Annotated in this window: 16 protein-coding genes; 5 read left to right on the top strand and 11 right to left on the bottom strand. The window is 42.6% G+C overall.

Going from position 1 to position 16941, the window contains the following annotated elements:
* Positions 1–148 precede the first annotated feature (148 nt).
* Both AB6735_RS04935 and AB6735_RS04930 read right to left on the bottom strand, forming a co-directional pair.
* On the bottom strand, positions 149–3064 hold the full coding sequence (locus tag AB6735_RS04935; RefSeq protein WP_370994735.1) for a glycoside hydrolase family 38 C-terminal domain-containing protein: 2916 nt from the start codon (positions 3062–3064) through the stop codon (positions 149–151).
* A gap of 367 nt (positions 3065–3431) precedes the next feature.
* On the bottom strand, positions 3432–5756 hold the full coding sequence (locus AB6735_RS04930) for a family 20 glycosylhydrolase (RefSeq protein WP_370994734.1): 2325 nt from the start codon (positions 5754–5756) through the stop codon (positions 3432–3434).
* Positions 5757–5965: 209 nt separating this feature from the next.
* Here AB6735_RS04930 and AB6735_RS04925 point away from each other — a divergent pair, with 209 nt between their 5' ends.
* On the top strand, positions 5966–6334 hold the full coding sequence (locus tag AB6735_RS04925) for a SnoaL-like domain-containing protein (protein WP_370994733.1): 369 nt from the start codon (positions 5966–5968) through the stop codon (positions 6332–6334).
* A 100-nt stretch (positions 6335–6434) separates the two neighbouring features.
* On the opposite strand, the gene AB6735_RS04920 is transcribed toward AB6735_RS04925, so the two are convergent.
* Positions 6435–7250 (bottom strand): hypothetical protein, encoded by an 816-nt coding sequence (locus tag AB6735_RS04920; protein WP_370994731.1) that lies wholly within the window; start codon positions 7248–7250, stop codon positions 6435–6437.
* A gap of 144 nt (positions 7251–7394) precedes the next feature.
* On the opposite strand from AB6735_RS04920, the gene AB6735_RS04915 reads away from it, so the two are divergent.
* From AB6735_RS04915 to AB6735_RS04900, 4 genes are all read left to right on the top strand, one after another.
* On the top strand, positions 7395–7799 hold the full coding sequence (locus AB6735_RS04915) for an EVE domain-containing protein (protein WP_370994730.1): 405 nt from the start codon (positions 7395–7397) through the stop codon (positions 7797–7799).
* On the top strand, positions 7799–8944 hold the full coding sequence (locus AB6735_RS04910) for a carbohydrate-binding family 9-like protein (protein WP_370994728.1): 1146 nt from the start codon (positions 7799–7801) through the stop codon (positions 8942–8944). The genes AB6735_RS04915 and AB6735_RS04910 overlap by 1 nt, the downstream gene beginning before the upstream one ends.
* 5 nt (positions 8945–8949) lie before the next feature.
* Positions 8950–10029, top strand: coding sequence for a family 10 glycosylhydrolase (locus AB6735_RS04905; RefSeq protein ID WP_370994727.1), 1080 nt, complete (start codon positions 8950–8952; stop codon positions 10027–10029).
* 86 nt (positions 10030–10115) lie between these two features.
* Complete coding sequence (locus AB6735_RS04900; RefSeq protein ID WP_370994726.1) at positions 10116–11099, top strand: aldo/keto reductase; 984 nt, start codon at positions 10116–10118, stop codon at positions 11097–11099.
* A 121-nt stretch (positions 11100–11220) separates the two neighbouring features.
* Here AB6735_RS04900 and AB6735_RS04895 read toward each other — a convergent pair whose 3' ends face one another.
* The 8 genes from AB6735_RS04895 to AB6735_RS04860 form a co-directional block, all read right to left on the bottom strand.
* Positions 11221–11670 carry a MarR family winged helix-turn-helix transcriptional regulator gene (locus AB6735_RS04895; RefSeq protein ID WP_370994725.1) on the bottom strand — a complete coding sequence of 150 codons (450 nt, stop codon included), beginning with the start codon at positions 11668–11670 and terminating at the stop codon, positions 11221–11223.
* An 84-nt stretch (positions 11671–11754) separates the two neighbouring features.
* Positions 11755–11931: a DUF5522 domain-containing protein gene (locus AB6735_RS04890; protein ID WP_370994724.1), complete on the bottom strand. Its 177-nt coding sequence runs from the start codon at positions 11929–11931 to the stop codon at positions 11755–11757.
* Positions 11932–12188: 257 nt separating this feature from the next.
* Positions 12189–13124 carry an MBL fold metallo-hydrolase gene (locus AB6735_RS04885; protein WP_370994723.1) on the bottom strand — a complete coding sequence of 312 codons (936 nt, stop codon included), beginning with the start codon at positions 13122–13124 and terminating at the stop codon, positions 12189–12191.
* 97 nt (positions 13125–13221) lie between these two features.
* Complete coding sequence (gene coaE, locus AB6735_RS04880; protein WP_370994722.1) at positions 13222–13854, bottom strand: dephospho-CoA kinase; 633 nt, start codon at positions 13852–13854, stop codon at positions 13222–13224.
* Between the two features lie 205 nt (positions 13855–14059).
* Complete coding sequence (locus tag AB6735_RS04875; protein WP_370994721.1) at positions 14060–15007, bottom strand: YbbR-like domain-containing protein; 948 nt, start codon at positions 15005–15007, stop codon at positions 14060–14062.
* Between the two features lie 137 nt (positions 15008–15144).
* Complete coding sequence (yajC, locus tag AB6735_RS04870; protein ID WP_370994720.1) at positions 15145–15474, bottom strand: preprotein translocase subunit YajC; 330 nt, start codon at positions 15472–15474, stop codon at positions 15145–15147.
* Positions 15475–15489: 15 nt separating this feature from the next.
* Positions 15490–15945: a DUF1573 domain-containing protein gene (locus tag AB6735_RS04865; protein WP_370994719.1), complete on the bottom strand. Its 456-nt coding sequence runs from the start codon at positions 15943–15945 to the stop codon at positions 15490–15492.
* Positions 15946–15956: 11 nt separating this feature from the next.
* Entirely contained in the window at positions 15957–16904 is a 948-nt protein-coding gene (locus tag AB6735_RS04860) for a transcription antitermination protein NusB (RefSeq protein ID WP_370994718.1), read from the bottom strand.
* Positions 16905–16941 lie beyond the last annotated feature (37 nt).

The following is a 16941-nucleotide window of genomic DNA, read 5'->3' as shown; positions in this document are numbered from 1 at the left end:
GAAGTCAGAGACTTCAAACAGCGCGAGAGCCGTTGGTACTATACCCAGGTTGCATACCTACGGCATGCTTAATATCTCCTTTTTGTTTGCTACAAAGCTTTTACTCCTACGGCGTAGCCCTAATTTAATGAGATTGCCGGGAAGGTTACTATCTCTCTATTCTCACACTCAATACTCCCTTAGCTGGGATAGTAAAACGATTCCCTAACTCCTTCAGCTTATCCTCCATCAGATTGCTTTCCCAGATCTTAATGGCGGGCACTGTTGATGGACTGATGCTCACCTCACTATCGGTATCGCTACTGTTCACTAATTGAGCTATCACGCCCTGTCCATCGTCAGTTGGTTTGATAGCTTCTACATAAATGTTATCACCAGTGATCTTAAAAAATAAGCCTTTTTCCGGCGCACCGGTGGCCGCGGATACGACCAGCGGTTGATGATTATTCAGGCCGGTTTGGTCAGCTTTAAAGCTGTTAAAACCGCTTTCATGAACCTGCATAAAGTAGTGGAAAGTAGCTTTACCTTCCTGATCTGCGCGGAAATTGGTATGCCACAGGTTGTTCATCACCCAGGAATACAAAACTGATGCCTGTGGAGTGAAGGAAAGCCATTGCGGCGCATGATGCAAACCACCCAACAGATTGCCGGTAGTAATGTTACCTATCTCAAATAAAGGCGCGTCCGGGCTCGACCAGGTAATGCCATAGTTACTGTTAGATACATCAACCCAGCGTTGCATGGTAAACCAGTTGTGGTTGGCATAGGGCAACTGATCGGCCTCGGCACGGGCGCTGCCCCAGGGAATACTATAACACACCAATGCGCCCGGTACATTAAAGGGAAATGCAAAATGTACACTCTCTTTGCGTCTAATGGCGGTTTTATCTATAGTGTTGATGAGTTCTACCTGATCCAGTCCGCTCACGAGTCTCACTTCGCGGGTAATGCCCTTAGTTCCGGGAGCATCCGAAGAAATGAGCATACTCACTACCAGCGGCCCATTTTCTTTTATGCTGATATGGGTATTGGTAGAGCTCACCAATTTCTTTAATGAATCACCCGGCATATACATATATTGGTTTAACCCGGCTGAATCCGCAGCAACATAATTACGACTAGTTGCTCCTTTTATAAGTTTTACGATATTGCCGCTTTGGGGATCTACAGCCAGGGTATAAATGCCATTGCTTAAGTTATTCCCTGTGATTTTAGCCTGACCATTGCTGAAGGCTTTGCCTGCATAAATGGTATAGGTTTTTTTACCCAGGGCTGATACGGCATCCGCCACAAAAGCCAGCTCGCCGCTGCTTAAACGTTGTGAGGGAATCTTTTTACCTGTAGCATCCTTAACCAGGTCGCCGGTTTTGCTGAGATTTGCAGGTACATAAACCACGTCTGTACGGGGCCAGTTGGTGGTGTTGTAGATATCAATGGCATTGGCTTGCGTTGCAGTTGGTTTTAAGGCCTCGGTCATTAAAGAATCCACCTGCTTTTCGGCTCGCAGTACATAACCTTGCTTTACATTCCACTCACTTTTTACCTTTTCGTTATCAGGCTCGTTCACGCTGTTATAGGCTCCCCAGGTGTGTTCGTTATATAGCAGCAGGTTTTTCCAGGTATCGTCAAAAGCAATAGTCGGGTAGGCTGGCGTATTACGGATGGCCCAGATAGCTCCTGCTTGTTTCAGCCTGTCGGATGTAACCCGGCTCAAAGCGGTTTCCCGTGCGGCAGACGAAACGCCATCCGTCCAATATTCGGTATAATCGCCGGTAAAAGAAGGGATCTCATTTTTGTATTGCTTTTCCAGGTCATTAAAAAACTGTTTTACCGAGGTGATGATCAGTTTGGGCGAAGTATAATGCTCGTTCCATGCTTTTACGGCATCAGGTAGTTCCGGGTCGATAGGTGCGTTATCGCTCATGGCCCAGGTGAGTATGGTCATGTTGTACGGAAAATTGTTTTGTTCCAGATCGCCCAGGTATTGGAAAAGATATGGGTTCAGGAAATTTTCTTCAGGATGACCGGTATAATAAGGCTTAGGATCATCGATGGTAAAAAAGTTAGGTATTTTGGTGCCTTTAAGCCGATAACCGATGGAATAAGGCTGGCATTGCCAGAACAGCAATTTCTGCTTACCGGATGGGGATAACCAGTAAAAAGGTTTATCCTGCCACTTGGCCAGGTTACCGATCCGGTCAGACGCGTTAGGGCCTGATAAAAAGTAATGGATACCCGTTTGCTCAGCCTGGGCCGCTAATCCCCAGGAAGCCCCCGGTACATCGCCCTGGAACAGGGTATGGATCCCGATACCCTGCTCGCGTGCCAGTTTTTGCGATTTGGCAAACATCTGCATCAGCTGCCGGGAATCGGTCATACTGGTATTGATATTTCCGTAGGCTCCATCAAGGCTTATCCATCCTTTTTTTACAGCGTTCCAGAATCGGGCTTTCTTTTCGGCACTAGCTTGTTTCAGGTAATTATCAACCACCCATATCGCTTCGGTAGTCCATTTAAAACGGGCTTCGGCAGGATAGTTCTGTGTTTTTTCGGCCAGATCAATAGATTCGTCAATATTATCTATATGCAGTTTAAGCACCTTGGCTTGTGTATTGGTATAGCCAATATCAACATGGGAGTGGGGGAGTACATAAACACTCCAATTATCGCGGGCTGGTTCCATAATGCAGCGGGCCGTATAAGTTTGCCCCTTATATGCTAAAGTAACCGTAGCCTGGGTAGCTATTTTAATAGCAGGGCCAGGCAGGGGCACTTCAAAAACATCCAAACCAGCCGTACTGGCAAGAATGACGATATTGTCTGTATGGTTATTAAATGAAACCGACAAGGTACCGGCATTATAACTTTTGCCATTCCTGAACAGTAACCTGGCTATTCGCCTGTTTTCGCCATGATATTTTACATAAGCCACCGTAGGCTGCAGGGTTATGGAGGTAAAAGCAGGTTGCGCTTTTTGACCATAAGCGCCTGTAACCACGGTGCTCAGTAAAAACAGAATAGTGATAAGGCAGAAGCTTTTTATACCGAATTGTCGTCTTTTCATTATAATGAGGATGATTAAAATCAAACGGGATAATTTAATATGTTATAATGTACAAACATATAATATAAAATGAATTAATCAAGATACTTAGCCATAAAATTATAGGCTTAGAACAAAGCCCTTACCGGGGGCTTTGTGATTGCCATCGCCCATTCAGGCGTCCACGCTTGAATATAAGACGAGTGAGCGTCCACGCTCGCGAAACCCACTATTTATTCAGTAACGGCTTCATATGATCTTCTATTTTAAAAACGATTTCCCTGACGTTTTGGGTAGCTGTGAGCGTAGACGCTCACAGTTTTGTTAGTTCAAGCGTCCACGCTTGAACTGGCGTTTTTCTAATCACTTTTTATAATGGGTAACCTTATCAATTAAACAGCATACCCGGCATCATTTCCTTTTTGCCTGCCGAGCCCGGAGGAGATATAAAAACGCGTAGCGGGGTTTGCCTTACCCTATATGATCCCGGGACGGGTACAGGAGCGTTGTAAATATATTTTACCTTAATGGAATGGAACCCTTTAGCCAGTGGAAGAGCTGGTTCGCTTTCGGTTATTTTTTCGCCATCAATAAATACCTGGGTATCTGTGTAAGATGCCGTACTGAAATTGTAAGCCCCATCTGCGGGGATGTTGATATAACCGCTGTACACTATACCAAAGCTGGGGTTATCCTTTTTAAAGGTTTCGGCATTTAAACGATCGGTAATGGCTGAGTCTGTCGCGCTGGCATAGTCCAGTTGTTCGGGTGTCGTAAATTTGCTTTTGATCAATTTATAGCTCAGTCCAGATTTATTGGCGGTATAGTTTACTGCCGGTATCAGCGCGCGGTTATACATCAATATGCGGGTAGCTATACTGCGGCGACCGGTTGGTGTGATCACACGTGTTTTAAACTCACGTTTTTCATTAGGCGGCACTATAATAGTTACGGGTGAGGTATATTCCCAATCGGTATCCAGCGGGTCGCGGCCGTTATAGGTAATAAAGATCCGGGCACCCGGCACTACAGACTTGGGCGCAAAGGTAAATTTATTGCCAAAAACCATGGTGTCAATAACCGGCAGTGCGGTAGGTACCCGATAGTTATAGTGCATAGCCTCCAAGCGTGCAAAATGTTTGGCCAGTCGTACCTCGGCAAAATTGGTATAGTCTTTATTTTTTGGCAGGCTCCAGGCCACTTCCGAAAGGGCGAACAGCCGCGGCAATATCTGATATTGTAATTTGGCCATGGTAGGCACGTACTCTGTCCAAAGATTACCCTGGGTACCTATCACATATTTTTGTTCGTCAGGTGTTAATTCCTTGGATACGGGATCGTAATTATAAGTTTCGTCCAAAGCTGCATAACGACCAAACGAAACCGGCTCCTGCGGTGATCCGCTTTGATAATGGTCAAAGTAGTTGCCGGTGGTTTGCGGCGTCATGATCACGTTATGTTTTTGATGCGCGGCGGCAATGCCACCGGCTTCGCCCGTCCAGCTCATCACGGTGGCGTTAGGGGCCAGTCCGCCTTCCAATATCTCATCCCAGCCAATAATACTGCGGCCTTTAGAGTTCAGGAATTTTTCAATGCGCTGTATAAAATAGCTTTGCAGTTCGTGCTCGTCCTTTAATCCCTTTTCCTTGATTAGCGCCTGGCAAAAGGCCGACTCTTTCCAGGGTTGTTTGCCAGCCTCGTCTCCGCCTATATGAATATATTTGCTCGGAAAAAGCTCCATTACCTCGGTCAGTACATTCTCCAGGAAAGTAAAAGTTTCTTCGGTAGGGCAATAGATATTGTTGATGTCACGCGCGGGGATCTTGGTATCGGCGGGTGGCTCGCATTTGAGTTCGGGATAGGCCCGCAAGGCAGCTTCGGAGTGTGCGGGCATTTCAATTTCAGGGATCACATTGATATAGCGTTGGGCTGCAAATTTAACCACATCGCGAATATCATCCTGGGTATAAAAACCGCCATAAGATAATGAATCGGGCCAATCGCGGTTAGTGCCAAAGGAAGTTTGCATCCTGTAGGCGCCAACCTGGGTTAGCTTAGGATATTTCTTGATCTCGATACGCCAACCCTGGCCATCTACCAAATGCCAGTGGAAGTTGTTCAGCTTATAGGCCGCCATCAGCTCAATAACTTTTTTTACCTGTGGCACAGTAAAAAAATGACGCGATACATCCAGCATCATGCCTCGATAGCCAAATCGGGGACTGTCTTCAATGGTTATGCAACTGAATTTTTCGGTACCCAAAGTCTCCACCGGGAATAATTGCATGAAGGTTTGAATGCCGTAAAACATGCCGGCATCCTTACCAATAATGGTAATGCGGTGAGGGGTTATGGTTAGCTTATAACCCTCTTTAGGCAAGGCGGCAGCTCCTTTAGCGGTTAATATGAGGATAGTTCCTTTGGTCGATTTTACTTTAGAATTGTATTTAGACAGTTTGTTATTAAAATGCCGGCTGTTCAACAGAAAATCCTTCAAAAAAGCAACGTTCCTGTCTTTGATATTATCGGCTTTGATCTGGGTTAGCTGGCTGAATATAAATGTACCCTGGACTTTTGTTATGGAAGCCGGCGCCGGGATGATCCCCAAATGTGGGTCATCATTGGGTGCTTGTGCCCTTGCCTGGAATGTTAACATCAGGAAGCTTAAAACGGTTAACAGGAAGTTTAGTCGTGCGGTATAGTTTTGATTCATGATAAAGGTGAAATGATGAATAAACCGGGTTGTTCCCCGCTAAAATAGTTCATATTAATTTAATCATCGGTATAATGCCGGATGTAACAGATTATTGACAATCTAAAATTCAGCAAAAGGTAACTTAAAGTTAAAATGATGGTTTGCGGTTTTGAATAGATTATTAATAACTTTAACAATAAAGAATTACCAATTAAAAACATCTGATTATGAACACACAAGAAGTAGCTAATGCATTAGTGCAATTTTGTCGCGAGGGTAAAAATTTTGATGCCATGAATGAACTGTATGCCGACAATATAGTAAGTCAGGAGCAGGAAGGCGGATATCAGGAATTTACAAGGGGCAAAGAAGCGGTATTGGAAAAATCAAAACAATGGTTTGAATCGGTAGAAGAGATCCATGGCGGTACCATTTCTGATCCGATTGTGGCAGGAAACTTTTTTGCAATAACCATGGATATGGACATTACCTTTAAGGCAATGGGCAGGGTTAATATGCAGGAAGTATGCGTATATGAAGTTAAAGATGGCAAAATTGTTTACGAAAGATTTTTTTACAGCATACCCGGACAATAAATAGATTTGACCAATTATGAAGCTAAAACCCCGGGATGCCAATCGCGGGGTTTTTTGTGTTTTGTTTCTAAGAGATCTGGTTTTTGTTGCCGGTTTTCAACTAATAAGTAATTTCTCTTTTGAAAAACCTGTCAAGTTGCCTTTCCTTTTTGCCATTGGGTTTTAGCGTAGTTTTATATATTTTTTGTTCGGTCCAATTACCTGTTTTATCATACTTATACTCGCACTCATATAAATTTACCGAGCCATTTAAATTTGTTGTAGAATAGCCAACAACGTCATTATATTGATTGTAGTTGCTTTTATCATAACTTGAGGCAGCATCAAAACGAATCTTTGCTGTGTCGGAACTAAGCTTTGTTCCATCATTTTTAAATACAGAGGCCACTACTGTGTTTTTATCATAGTTATATTCAGCTGTCTCTTTTCCGAATGGATTATTATTGGCATCAAAAAGAACCAGTTCAATAGGATCACCTTTGCTGTTATTAACTATTTTCACCACATCAATGATCTTTCCATTTGCCGTACTATCAATAGAGCCAATCAGAAAGCCATGCTCATCGTAGTGGCTAACAGCTATTTCCTTGCTTCGGCCATATTTTAACCATCTTTCAAAGATCCTGGAGAGTTTAAGGTGCCTGGTAGTATCATTAATATAGGTGAGCTTGGCGGTCAGTATCCCATCCTGGGTATATCGTTCTTCTGTTAGTAACATCCCGGCTGCATCAAATACTTTTATATTTTTAGCTATTTCCGTATGGCTGGAATAAAAGGTGTTTTCTTCAATGATCCGTTTTGGCCTCCCAAATTTATATTCCCGGCTATCGTTCATATGCAAAGCCGAATAAAGATTTTGAGAGTAGCAAATTGTTGAAACTGATAGCAACAATAGTAATACTATAGATTTTGTCATATATCAAATTTAAACAATAATTTATCTAATGTATGATACTATCCGAATTTCTTGCCCTTCCTTGTTTTTTACAAAATGCTGTTTTAGTTTATCGGTGTATTTTAACATCTTTACGGTTACAAAATATATAATTCAGAAACATTTATGCAGCACTGGTTAGTCAAATCGGAACCCGTAAAATACAGTTGGGAAAAGTTTAATAAAGATGGACGTACTTTTTGGGACGGTGTGCGTAATTATCAAGCCCGTAATAATTTACGATTGATGAAGGAAGGCGACCTGGTACTGTTTTATCACAGTAACGATGGTAAAGCCGTGGTAGGCATTGCCAAAGTAATGAAAGAGGCCTATCAGGATCCAACAACTTCAGACCCTAACTGGGTAGTGGTTGATCTGTCGCCGGTTGAGACCCTGAAGAAACCAGTGACCCTGGAAACCATTAAAGCTGATGAACAATTAAAAGATGTAGGTTTGGTTAGGCAAGGCCGCCTTTCGGTAATGGGTTTAAAACGCGAGGAGTTTGACCGTATATTAGAACTGGGCAGTTAATGAAAATCTATATCGTTACTTCCAATTTATTAAAAAGCCGTCGTAAAATGATGGCTTTTACTGTTTTTGTGATGTTGATGCCCTGGCAACTTAAAGCTCAGGATGTTTTTAAAGGGCTCGAAAACCTGTTTACCGTTCCCGAAAGTTATGTGGTAAAACATACCAGTAAGGCTCCCGCAATTGATGGGGATATTGACGAGCAAATATGGCAACAGGCCAAATGGACGAAGGATTTTGTAGATATTGAAGGCAGCCTGAAACCCAACCCTCCATTGCAAACCAATGTGAAAATGCTTTGGGACGATAGCTGTTTGTATATCGCCGCCAGGATATACGATCCGCGTGTGTGGGCTAACTTAAAAAAACATGATGAGGTTGTATACCGGGAGAATGATTTTGAATTGTTTGTTGATCCTATAAATACCGGGCATCAATACTATGAAATAGAAGTTAATGCCCTGAACACCATTTTCGATTTATTTTTGACAAAGCCCTATCGTAACCAGGGCGCCGCCATATCGGGATGGGATGCTCCTGGTTTGCGTACCGCTGTAAAAGTACAGGGCACCCTCAATAATGCTGCCGATACAGACAAGGGCTGGACAGTTGAAATGGCTATCCCTTATAAGGCACTTAGCCCAGGTTTCCGGAGAGCTGTGCCTCAAAACGGAACCTTATGGCGTATTAATTTTTCGCGGGTTGAATATGATACAAACATTCAGAAAGGCCAATATATCAAGGTAAAGGATACGGTTTCCGGTCGTGATCTGCCGGAACATAACTGGGTATGGTCGGCCCAGGGCTTGATCAATATGCATTATCCGGAGCGCTGGGGTTACCTGTTGTTCAGCGATCATCAGGCCGATGATGTGGTGTTTGAAATGCCTTACGCCGAACTGCAGAAAAAATATTTATGGCTGGTTTATTACAAGCAAAAAGAGTGGCAAAGGCAAAATCATAGTTACGCGCGGTCATTAAAAGAACTGGGATTGGAAAGTAGTTATAACATTTTAAAAAAATTTAATAACTTACAGCTCGAAGCTACTAAACACCAGTTTATGGCTTTAATTAACGATGAGGAAAATAAAATAACATATACCATTAACCAGGATGGATTTGTTGAACCCTTAACCACCAATCACTAAACGCCATGAATAAGCGCGAATTTTTAAAAGCTGGTTTAGTAGCCACCGTTGCCGCTCAATTACCTGTAAAAGGGCAGGCAAAACCTATTGCTGTAAATAAGAAAAAAGCCATGAAAAACTGGATCTGGATCAATCCTAACCTAAAGGATACGGATGAGGATCTGAAAACTAATTACGCAGCATATAAGGCAGCCGGTATTACCGGGATATTTTTCGAGAATGATAGCGAAAGACACTTCCGCGCCGCGAAAGCTGCTGGTATTGAGGCTCACCGCTGGATCTGGACTTTTAACCGTGCCGAAAAATTAGCCGATCATCCGGAATGGTACAGCAAAAGCCGCAACGGTGATTCCTGTGCCGATAAACCGCCTTATGTTCAATATTACCGCTGGCTTTGCCCATCGCGCCCGGAGGTTCAGGAATACCTAACCAGTACCGTTAATGATATATTGACCAAGGACTATGTGGATGGCATCCACCTGGATTACGTGCGTTATTGCGATGTGATACTTCCTGTAAACCTGTGGGATAAATACAAAATTGAACAAACTAAAGAACTGCCCGAATATGATTTTTGCTATTGCGAAGTTTGCCAGGCTAAGTTTAAAGAACAATATGGTAAGGATATTAAGGCCATCCAATACCCGGATGCCAGTCTTTCCTGGCGTTTGTTCAGGTATGGTAATATCATCAGGGTGGTGAACGCGGTATCAGCAGTAGCTCATCAGCATAAAAAACCGATCACGGCGGCCGTTTTCCCAACGCCTGAGGTGGCACGCCGTAATGTACGCCAGGACTGGACAAACTTTAAATTGGATGGCGTTTGCCCTATGATATATCACGGCTTCTACAAAGAAAGCGTAAGCTGGATAGGCGATGCCGTTGCCGAAGGGATTCACGTGCTTGATGGTAAATTCCCGTTGTATGCAGGCCTTTATCTTTCTGATTTTAATAATGATGAAGAAGTGCGTTCGGGTATTCAGTATGCTTTGAAAAATGGGGCGTCAGGAGTATCCTTCTTTGGCCGGGTTACACCATCGGTATTGGAGATCTTGAAACAGGAGAGCGCGGCATTTAAAGCATAAGTTAAAAAATATTTCGATCATACTATTTGCAAAGCCGTTTTGTTTATCAGAACGGCTTTGTACTTTTACAACATATCAACCACACGATGAACTACAGGGATTTTAAAGGCACAGCCATTGCCGAAGTTGGATTAGGTACCTGGCAACTGGGCAGCGCCGACTGGGGCAATGTAAACGAATATGAAGCCATCAATATATTAAAAGCTTATACCGATGCTGGCGGCAACTTTTTGGATACTGCCGATGTATATGGTATGGGGGTTAGCGAAACCGTGATCGGCAAGTTTTTAAAAATTGTTGATCATAAAGTATATGTTGCCACCAAGCTGGGCCGCCGCGGTGATGCTCCAAACGGCTGTCCTCAGAATTTTACCTATGATGCCATGAAACGTCAGGTAGAAGATTCGCTTCGCCACCTGGATATCCCCCGTATATTCCTGGAGCAGCTGCATTGTATACCTACCGAAGAAATGCGCTCGGGCAAAGTGTTTGATCATTTGCGCCAATTGCAGGAGCAGGGGCTCATTACCCATTTTGGCGCCAGTGTGGAAACATCTGAGGAAGCATTGATCTGCCTGGAGCAGGAGGGTTTGGCGTCGTTACAGATCATCTTTAACCTGTTCAGGCAGCACGTGGCCGATGAGGTGTTTGTAAAAGCTGCTGAAAAAGGCGTAGCTATCATTGCGCGCGTACCATTGGCCAGTGGGTTATTATCCGGTAAATTCACTACACAAACCCAGTTTAGCCAGAACGATCATCGTAACTATAATGCCAACGGCGAAGCCTTTAATGCAGGTGAAACATTCTCGGGTATCGAGTTTGCTGAGGGGGTAAAACTATCCGAAAAAATAAAAAGTCTGTTGCCCGATGACCGGATGCCTCAATGGGCCATTCGTTGGATCTTGGATCATCCGGAGGTTACTACTGTAATACCCGGGGCATCCAAAGTAACGCAGGTTAACAGCAATGTAGAGGCGGTAAAACTGCCTCATTTATCAACAGAGGTTCATCAGCAATTAAGATCATTGTATGATGCCGAGATAGCTGATAAAATAAGAGGGCATTTTTAATATTACAACCAACTATTAATACTTGTCATTCTGAGCGGAGCGAAGAATCTGTTTTAAAGTATGCAAAGTTCGCGAATAGATCCTTCGCTTCGCTCAGGATGAGAAATAAAAGTATTTAACACTACCCTCTCAGCTTATCCAGCAGGTCGCTGAGTATAGCGGCTTCTTCTTCGGTTATATGATCTTTCAGCATATCTTTGGTTTTAAACTCCTTATCCATTTTTTCCAGAATTTGTAAACCCAGCTCGCTGATGCGGATATCAACCGCTCGTCTATCTTTATTATTGGTACAACGCGAAACCAGTTCCTTTTGGATCAATCGGTCAACAATACGCGATGCATCCGACATTTTATCAACCATGCGTTCTTTCAGCAGATTGATAGTTGCTGGTTTAGGGTACTGTCCTCTTAATATCCGCAGAATATTAAATTGTTGTTGGGTGATATTATATTTATCAAAGCTGCATTTGAAAGCGTTGGTTAACCAGCTTGCTGTATATGCAATGTTAATTACCGCTTTATGATAGTTATCTTCAAAGTTTGAACTTTGTATTTCGTCGTCAATGCGCATAATTGGTAACAATCAATAAGAATGTAAATATGTTTAATTATTTTTAATTTGAGCTAAGTCTATACGTATGCCAGGGACTATTCATTACAGCTTGTTTTTATTTAATTCATTTTGAGTATCAGTAATATCTGTTTTACCATAATTCCAGGGGCAGTGCAGGCATTTATTTTTACAACAATAGCCCCGTTTTAAATGATACTCTTTTGTGAAAACAAAATTGCCATCCTCATTAATGTAATAATCTATCCCTTCCTGTAACATTTATTTAAGTGGGCAAAACTTTTTAAAGTTCAATTTTTAACATAAATAGTCACAAAAAGTGATCAAAACTGACCGAAATTCATCTAAAAAGACTTAAAACGGTGTTAAAAACATCTATTTAATAACTTGATGGGAAATTACCCCTCTTTTTGATCGTATTTATGCTTAGCTAAACAATCAGCCGCCTCTGAAAAAGAGCGTTAGGGCTATCGTTATACAAATTTACTAAAAAAATTGGTAATTGTAAACGTTTTACTTTAAAGCAGTTTTACAAAAATATCATTGTTAAAATGCGCTTTTAAATGCCGGCCATCGCCATGGAGTGTCCATATTTGTTTGGGCTGAGTGCGGGCTATGGTTTCCAGGATGTCGTTCCAATCCACATGGTCTGATATAAATAAGGTGTCGCGCTGGTTAACCTGCAGGTTTTTCCAGCCCGAGGCAAAAAGCCGGGTTACACCTGTAGCCCTGATATAGCTATCAAACGTAAACGGCGGAACGATATAAACAAACTCATCTTGCACCTTCATCAGTTTGCGGCCATAAATTTGATGCGGTCCCAATACAATACCCATTTTTTGATAAATAGCGTTGATGGGCATAATGCGGTGATGCACCAGTATTTTTTTTTGAGGTGCATGGGTACTGATGAGGTTAATAAGCCGCTGACTTTTCCCCAAACCATAAGCGCCCAGCAGGATATTGGTTTTGATGGAATTGATCTTCTGTATTTCGGCAACCGGGTCAGGATGTATCACTTCAGGATCGGCAAAAGTGCTTTCGGTGATCAGTACATCGGTGGTTACCCATTCAATAGGTTCGCAGGTATCATCAGGCTGTAGTTTATAGTCGCCGGTGTACAGGTATCGGGTGCCTTCATATTCCATCAGTACCTGTGCCGAACCCAGCATGTGACCGGCAGGTATCAGGGTTATAGTTACCTTACCAATAGTAAATGGCTCATTAAAGCCTACTATATTAAAAACCTTAGCCGCGGTACGGTCATAACGCAGCTGCATAACGCTGGCCGTTGCCCGGGTACAATAAACATCATAGTTCCCGCTTACGGCATGATCGGCATGGCCATGGGTAATCACCGCTGTTTTGGCGGGTAGTTTAGGGTCCAGATAAAAATCACCGTATTTACAATACAATCCCTTTTCATCTATCTGTACAAAATCATTAAGTATCATTTGTATTGGAGCTTAAAGCGGAATGCAGAAAGCTGAAAGCTAATGCATTGATTTTTATTGATAGGACTAAGCATTACTCAGATTTTCGAACATTTGGCTATTTTCTTGATTCTTGACTCTTGGTTCCTGATTCTTGACCTACCGCGAGGGCTAAATATTGCCGGTGCAAAGCCAACACCTGCGGAATCACCAGCTGCCGGTCGTCATTAATGATCACATCATTGGCCAGTTGTTTCTTTTTTTCTTCGGTAAGCTGGCGTGCTTCGCGGCTTTCTACTTCGGCCCGTGTAATATGGTCACGCTGTATAACACGTGCTATGCGGTTCTCTAAAGGGGCTGATACAAGCAAGCTGCGGTCGCACATTTTATAAGAGTCGCTTTCAAACAGCAGGGCGGCCTCTTTGATCACATAAGGCGCCGCATGGATGTTGGCTATCCAGTTATCAAAAGCTCTGAAAGTTGCCGGATGTACCAGCGTGTTTAGCTTTTTAAGCTCGGCTTCGTTATTAAAAACTATACCGGCAATATATTTACGGTTCAGGCTGCCATCATCAAAATAAGATGCGGCTCCAAAGGTTTGTTTTAAGGCATCAATTAATATGGCATCGGTCACCATTACTTTTTTTGCCTCATCGTCGGCATAAAAAACGGGTATACCCAAAAGCTCAAAAACTTTGGCTACCGTAGTTTTACCGCTACCTATATTACCTGTTAAACCTATTTTAAGCATTTTTTTGAGGAGATTTTATTAGACTATAAGTATTTTCATTTCGACGAACATGCGTATGGCATGAGTGGGGGTGAGGAGAAATCTTCTGCTTCAGCCTATTCACATAGCAGGGCGCAAAAGATTTCTCCTCGTTCCTCGTCGAAATGACATCATTTTTTAGTTGAAACCATATTAAAATTTTATACCTGTTAAACCTATTTTAAAATCACTTTTTAATAATAAAATCAATATTAGTAGGGCTCACCTTTACAATTTTACAAAACGGGGGTACGCGGGTGAGTTTTACCGGAAGGGTAGTATAGCCATGGTCGCGCCACAGGTCAAGATCAGCAGTGGCTTCAAACAGGTCTTCGGTCATATCCGGATACCTGCTCAGCGAGGTGGTGAAGGTAACCTTAACCCGTTGTGGAAACACTTTTACATTATCGTAATTATGATTGTTGATGAGCTTAACCGGCAGATCCAATGTTTTTTCGGTAAATTCATCAACCGGTATGATCACCTGTACCGTTTTGGGATAAACATTTAAATTTCCTTCTTTAACCGCTTGCAGGTTTACACGGGTATTCACGGTTTCGCCCACATCATTTCTCAGCAGCGAATCTGTTTTCCATACGTTTATTTGTTTTAAACGTTCGGTAGGGCCACTTACGGTTACGTATGCAGGTTTAATGATCAAATTGCCAGATATGGCGAACTGCTTGCGATATTTGATGCCCAGCATCAGCTGTACCGGCACCTTTTTTACCAAACGGTTCGAAAAATCAAAATACAGTGTATCCGGGTCGATAGATATGATTTGCTGCGTAATATCCTTGTTAAGATTGATCTGTTTGAGCTGAGAATTAAGCACCACGTAATTACGGTTTTCCAGCGTCGAAAGATCAATGGTAATGGGCTTACTTTCTTTATTCATGCTCGAAAAAAGCATTTGCCAGCCGGTACCCTGTACGGTAGCGTTCACCGTATCGGGCTGCAGGGAGTGAAAAGCGCGTTTTTGTGGCGCGTTTTTATAAGTAAGTACTTCCTGAATAGTATAGGGTTGCGGAGTAGAGAGCGTAGTAAACAACCAGGCCAAAACAGCCAGCACCAGGCAGGTGAAAAATGCCGATAAGCGCCTGCGTTCTGTAGCCGATAATTTTACTATTGCCATATTTATTGAGCTTAAAGCAGAAAGCCAAAAGCTGAAAGCAAGAAACGAGATTAATCATTTATAGCTTTCAGCCTTTAGTCATTTTGCTAAGTTTTTTTAGCTTTAGGCCTTAAGCCTTTCGCTTTCAGCTTCCTTAATTAGCTCTTTACAGCTACCGGAGGTGTGTTTAGTGCTTTTGAGGCATCTAAAGAAACGGCTGATTTGTCAAAACGGATTTTGCCGTTCTCTACCTCCACTAAAAAAGTAGTCTCGTTCAAATCAATGATACGGCCATGTATACCGGCAGTGGTAACTACCTTATCGCCTTTTTTTAGTTCCTCAACATATTTCTTTTGATCTTTTTGCTTTTTAACCTGCGGACGGATCATGAAAAAGTAAAACACCACGATGATCAATACCATTGGTATCAACATCCCGAACTGACTTGAACCACCTGCTGGTGCCTGTAATAAAATAGTAGCTATCATTTTTTTAATTAATTGTTATTTTGTTAATACCTCGCCAATCAGGTGTACCATGGTTTGTGCCGGTACGGTATTGGCGGTAATGGTTATTTGTTTGTCCTGCAAACCTGTTTTACCGGCGCTGTTAAATACCACCTTAATTAAACCGCTTTCGCCTGGTTTAATTGGGGTTTTAGGCCACTCGGGAGTGGTGCAGCCGCAGCTGGCAACCGCGTCGGTGATGATCAATGGCGATTTGCCGTCATTCGTGAACTTAAAATCATAACCAACTTTATCGCCCTGTTTGATCTTGCCAAAATCATGGCTTTCTTTTTCAAACTTCATAACAGGGGCAGTAGCGGCGTTTGCCGTAGTAGCAGCTGTTTTGGTTGCAGAACTGTCGGCTGTGGTTGCTGCCGCGCTATTGGCGGGTGTCTGGTTACAGGCCGATAATAATACGCCTGCAGTTAATAAGCTTAAAAATAATCGTTTCATCGGTTAAAATATTATTCTATTAATCCTCGTCCTATTTTTTTGATTTTTTGCTCGGCTTTCAGGTCAATTAAAATCTTGTCTAAGATACCGTTTATAAATGAATTACTTTTAGGAGTGCTAAACTCTTTGGAGATCTCCAGGTACTCATTAATAGTTACTTTAACCGGGATGGAGGTGAAGTTAATAAACTCGGTAATAGCCATTTTCATGAGCAGGGTATCCATCATAGCAATACGCTCAGGCTCCCAGTTTTGGGTTTTGGCGGCTATAAGTTCCTGGTAAGGCTTATCAAACCTGATGCTTTGATCAAAAAGCGTTACCACAAAATCGCGATCCTCTATCCAGTTGCCGGTAATTTCGGCCAGGTGGTTCTGCTTGGCATCTTCTGATGCAAAGTTTTTGAATGTTTTAGCGATCAAAGCCTGCAATACATCACGGTCAACCGGCCAAAAAATAAATTTATCTTCAAAAACCTGTTCGGCTAATGACGATTTCAGGATCACTTTTTTGAAAATGAATTTGATGATGTCTTTATCTGTATGGATAGTGTCGTCGGTTTTAGCCAGGTATTCGGCGTATTCCGGAGAATTTTTAAGCGTGATGAACAGCGTTTTGGCCAGCTCGGGCTCAAAGTGCCATTCTACTTTGTATTTTTTTAAAGCGATGAGGTAATCGCGGTTATCATTAAGGGTAACGATAAACCTGTTGCTCAATATTTTACGATTAGCATTCAGGTCTTCAGCGGTTGGCAAATGTTTATTGGCGCGTTCTTCGGCATCATTAGCCGCGTAATTAGCCACTTCTGAAATTAAGGATAGCATCCAGATATACATTTCAAATACCTGGTCAATGCCATGCAGCATGTTTTTTTCGTGTAGCCTTACGTCTTTAGTATCTGACTGATGATACGCGTAGAGTGCCTGTAATACCTTTACCCGGAGGTGCCTTCTGTTTAACATGTGTAAGAACGATTTGATCCGTCAGCTGGCGGATGGT

The organism is Mucilaginibacter sp. RCC_168 (genome assembly GCF_041355315.1).
Classification (GTDB): domain Bacteria; phylum Bacteroidota; class Bacteroidia; order Sphingobacteriales; family Sphingobacteriaceae; genus Mucilaginibacter.
The sequence above is the reverse complement of the archived record's forward strand: the minus strand, read 5'-3'. Positions and strand labels throughout refer to the sequence as shown.

What these genes read in the sequence shown, in the direction of transcription:
- AB6735_RS04935 (WP_370994735.1), bottom strand. Translation starts at nt 3,064, where the DNA reads ATGAAAAGACGACAATTCGGTATAAAAAGCTTCTGCCTTATCACTATT.
- AB6735_RS04930 (WP_370994734.1), bottom strand. Translation starts at nt 5,756, where the DNA reads ATGAATCAAAACTATACCGCACGACTAAACTTCCTGTTAACCGTTTTA.
- AB6735_RS04925 (WP_370994733.1), top strand. Translation starts at nt 5,966, where the DNA reads ATGAACACACAAGAAGTAGCTAATGCATTAGTGCAATTTTGTCGCGAG.
- AB6735_RS04920 (WP_370994731.1), bottom strand. Translation starts at nt 7,250, where the DNA reads ATGACAAAATCTATAGTATTACTATTGTTGCTATCAGTTTCAACAATT.
- AB6735_RS04915 (WP_370994730.1), top strand. Translation starts at nt 7,395, where the DNA reads ATGCAGCACTGGTTAGTCAAATCGGAACCCGTAAAATACAGTTGGGAA.
- AB6735_RS04910 (WP_370994728.1), top strand. Translation starts at nt 7,799, where the DNA reads ATGAAAATCTATATCGTTACTTCCAATTTATTAAAAAGCCGTCGTAAA.
- AB6735_RS04905 (WP_370994727.1), top strand. Translation starts at nt 8,950, where the DNA reads ATGAATAAGCGCGAATTTTTAAAAGCTGGTTTAGTAGCCACCGTTGCC.
- AB6735_RS04900 (WP_370994726.1), top strand. Translation starts at nt 10,116, where the DNA reads ATGAACTACAGGGATTTTAAAGGCACAGCCATTGCCGAAGTTGGATTA.
- AB6735_RS04895 (WP_370994725.1), bottom strand. Translation starts at nt 11,670, where the DNA reads ATGCGCATTGACGACGAAATACAAAGTTCAAACTTTGAAGATAACTAT.
- AB6735_RS04890 (WP_370994724.1), bottom strand. Translation starts at nt 11,931, where the DNA reads ATGTTACAGGAAGGGATAGATTATTACATTAATGAGGATGGCAATTTT.
- AB6735_RS04885 (WP_370994723.1), bottom strand. Translation starts at nt 13,124, where the DNA reads ATGATACTTAATGATTTTGTACAGATAGATGAAAAGGGATTGTATTGT.
- coaE (WP_370994722.1), bottom strand. Translation starts at nt 13,854, where the DNA reads ATGCTTAAAATAGGTTTAACAGGTAATATAGGTAGCGGTAAAACTACG.
- AB6735_RS04875 (WP_370994721.1), bottom strand. Translation starts at nt 15,007, where the DNA reads ATGGCAATAGTAAAATTATCGGCTACAGAACGCAGGCGCTTATCGGCA.
- yajC (WP_370994720.1), bottom strand. Translation starts at nt 15,474, where the DNA reads ATGATAGCTACTATTTTATTACAGGCACCAGCAGGTGGTTCAAGTCAG.
- AB6735_RS04865 (WP_370994719.1), bottom strand. Translation starts at nt 15,945, where the DNA reads ATGAAACGATTATTTTTAAGCTTATTAACTGCAGGCGTATTATTATCG.
- AB6735_RS04860 (WP_370994718.1), bottom strand. Translation starts at nt 16,904, where the DNA reads ATGTTAAACAGAAGGCACCTCCGGGTAAAGGTATTACAGGCACTCTAC.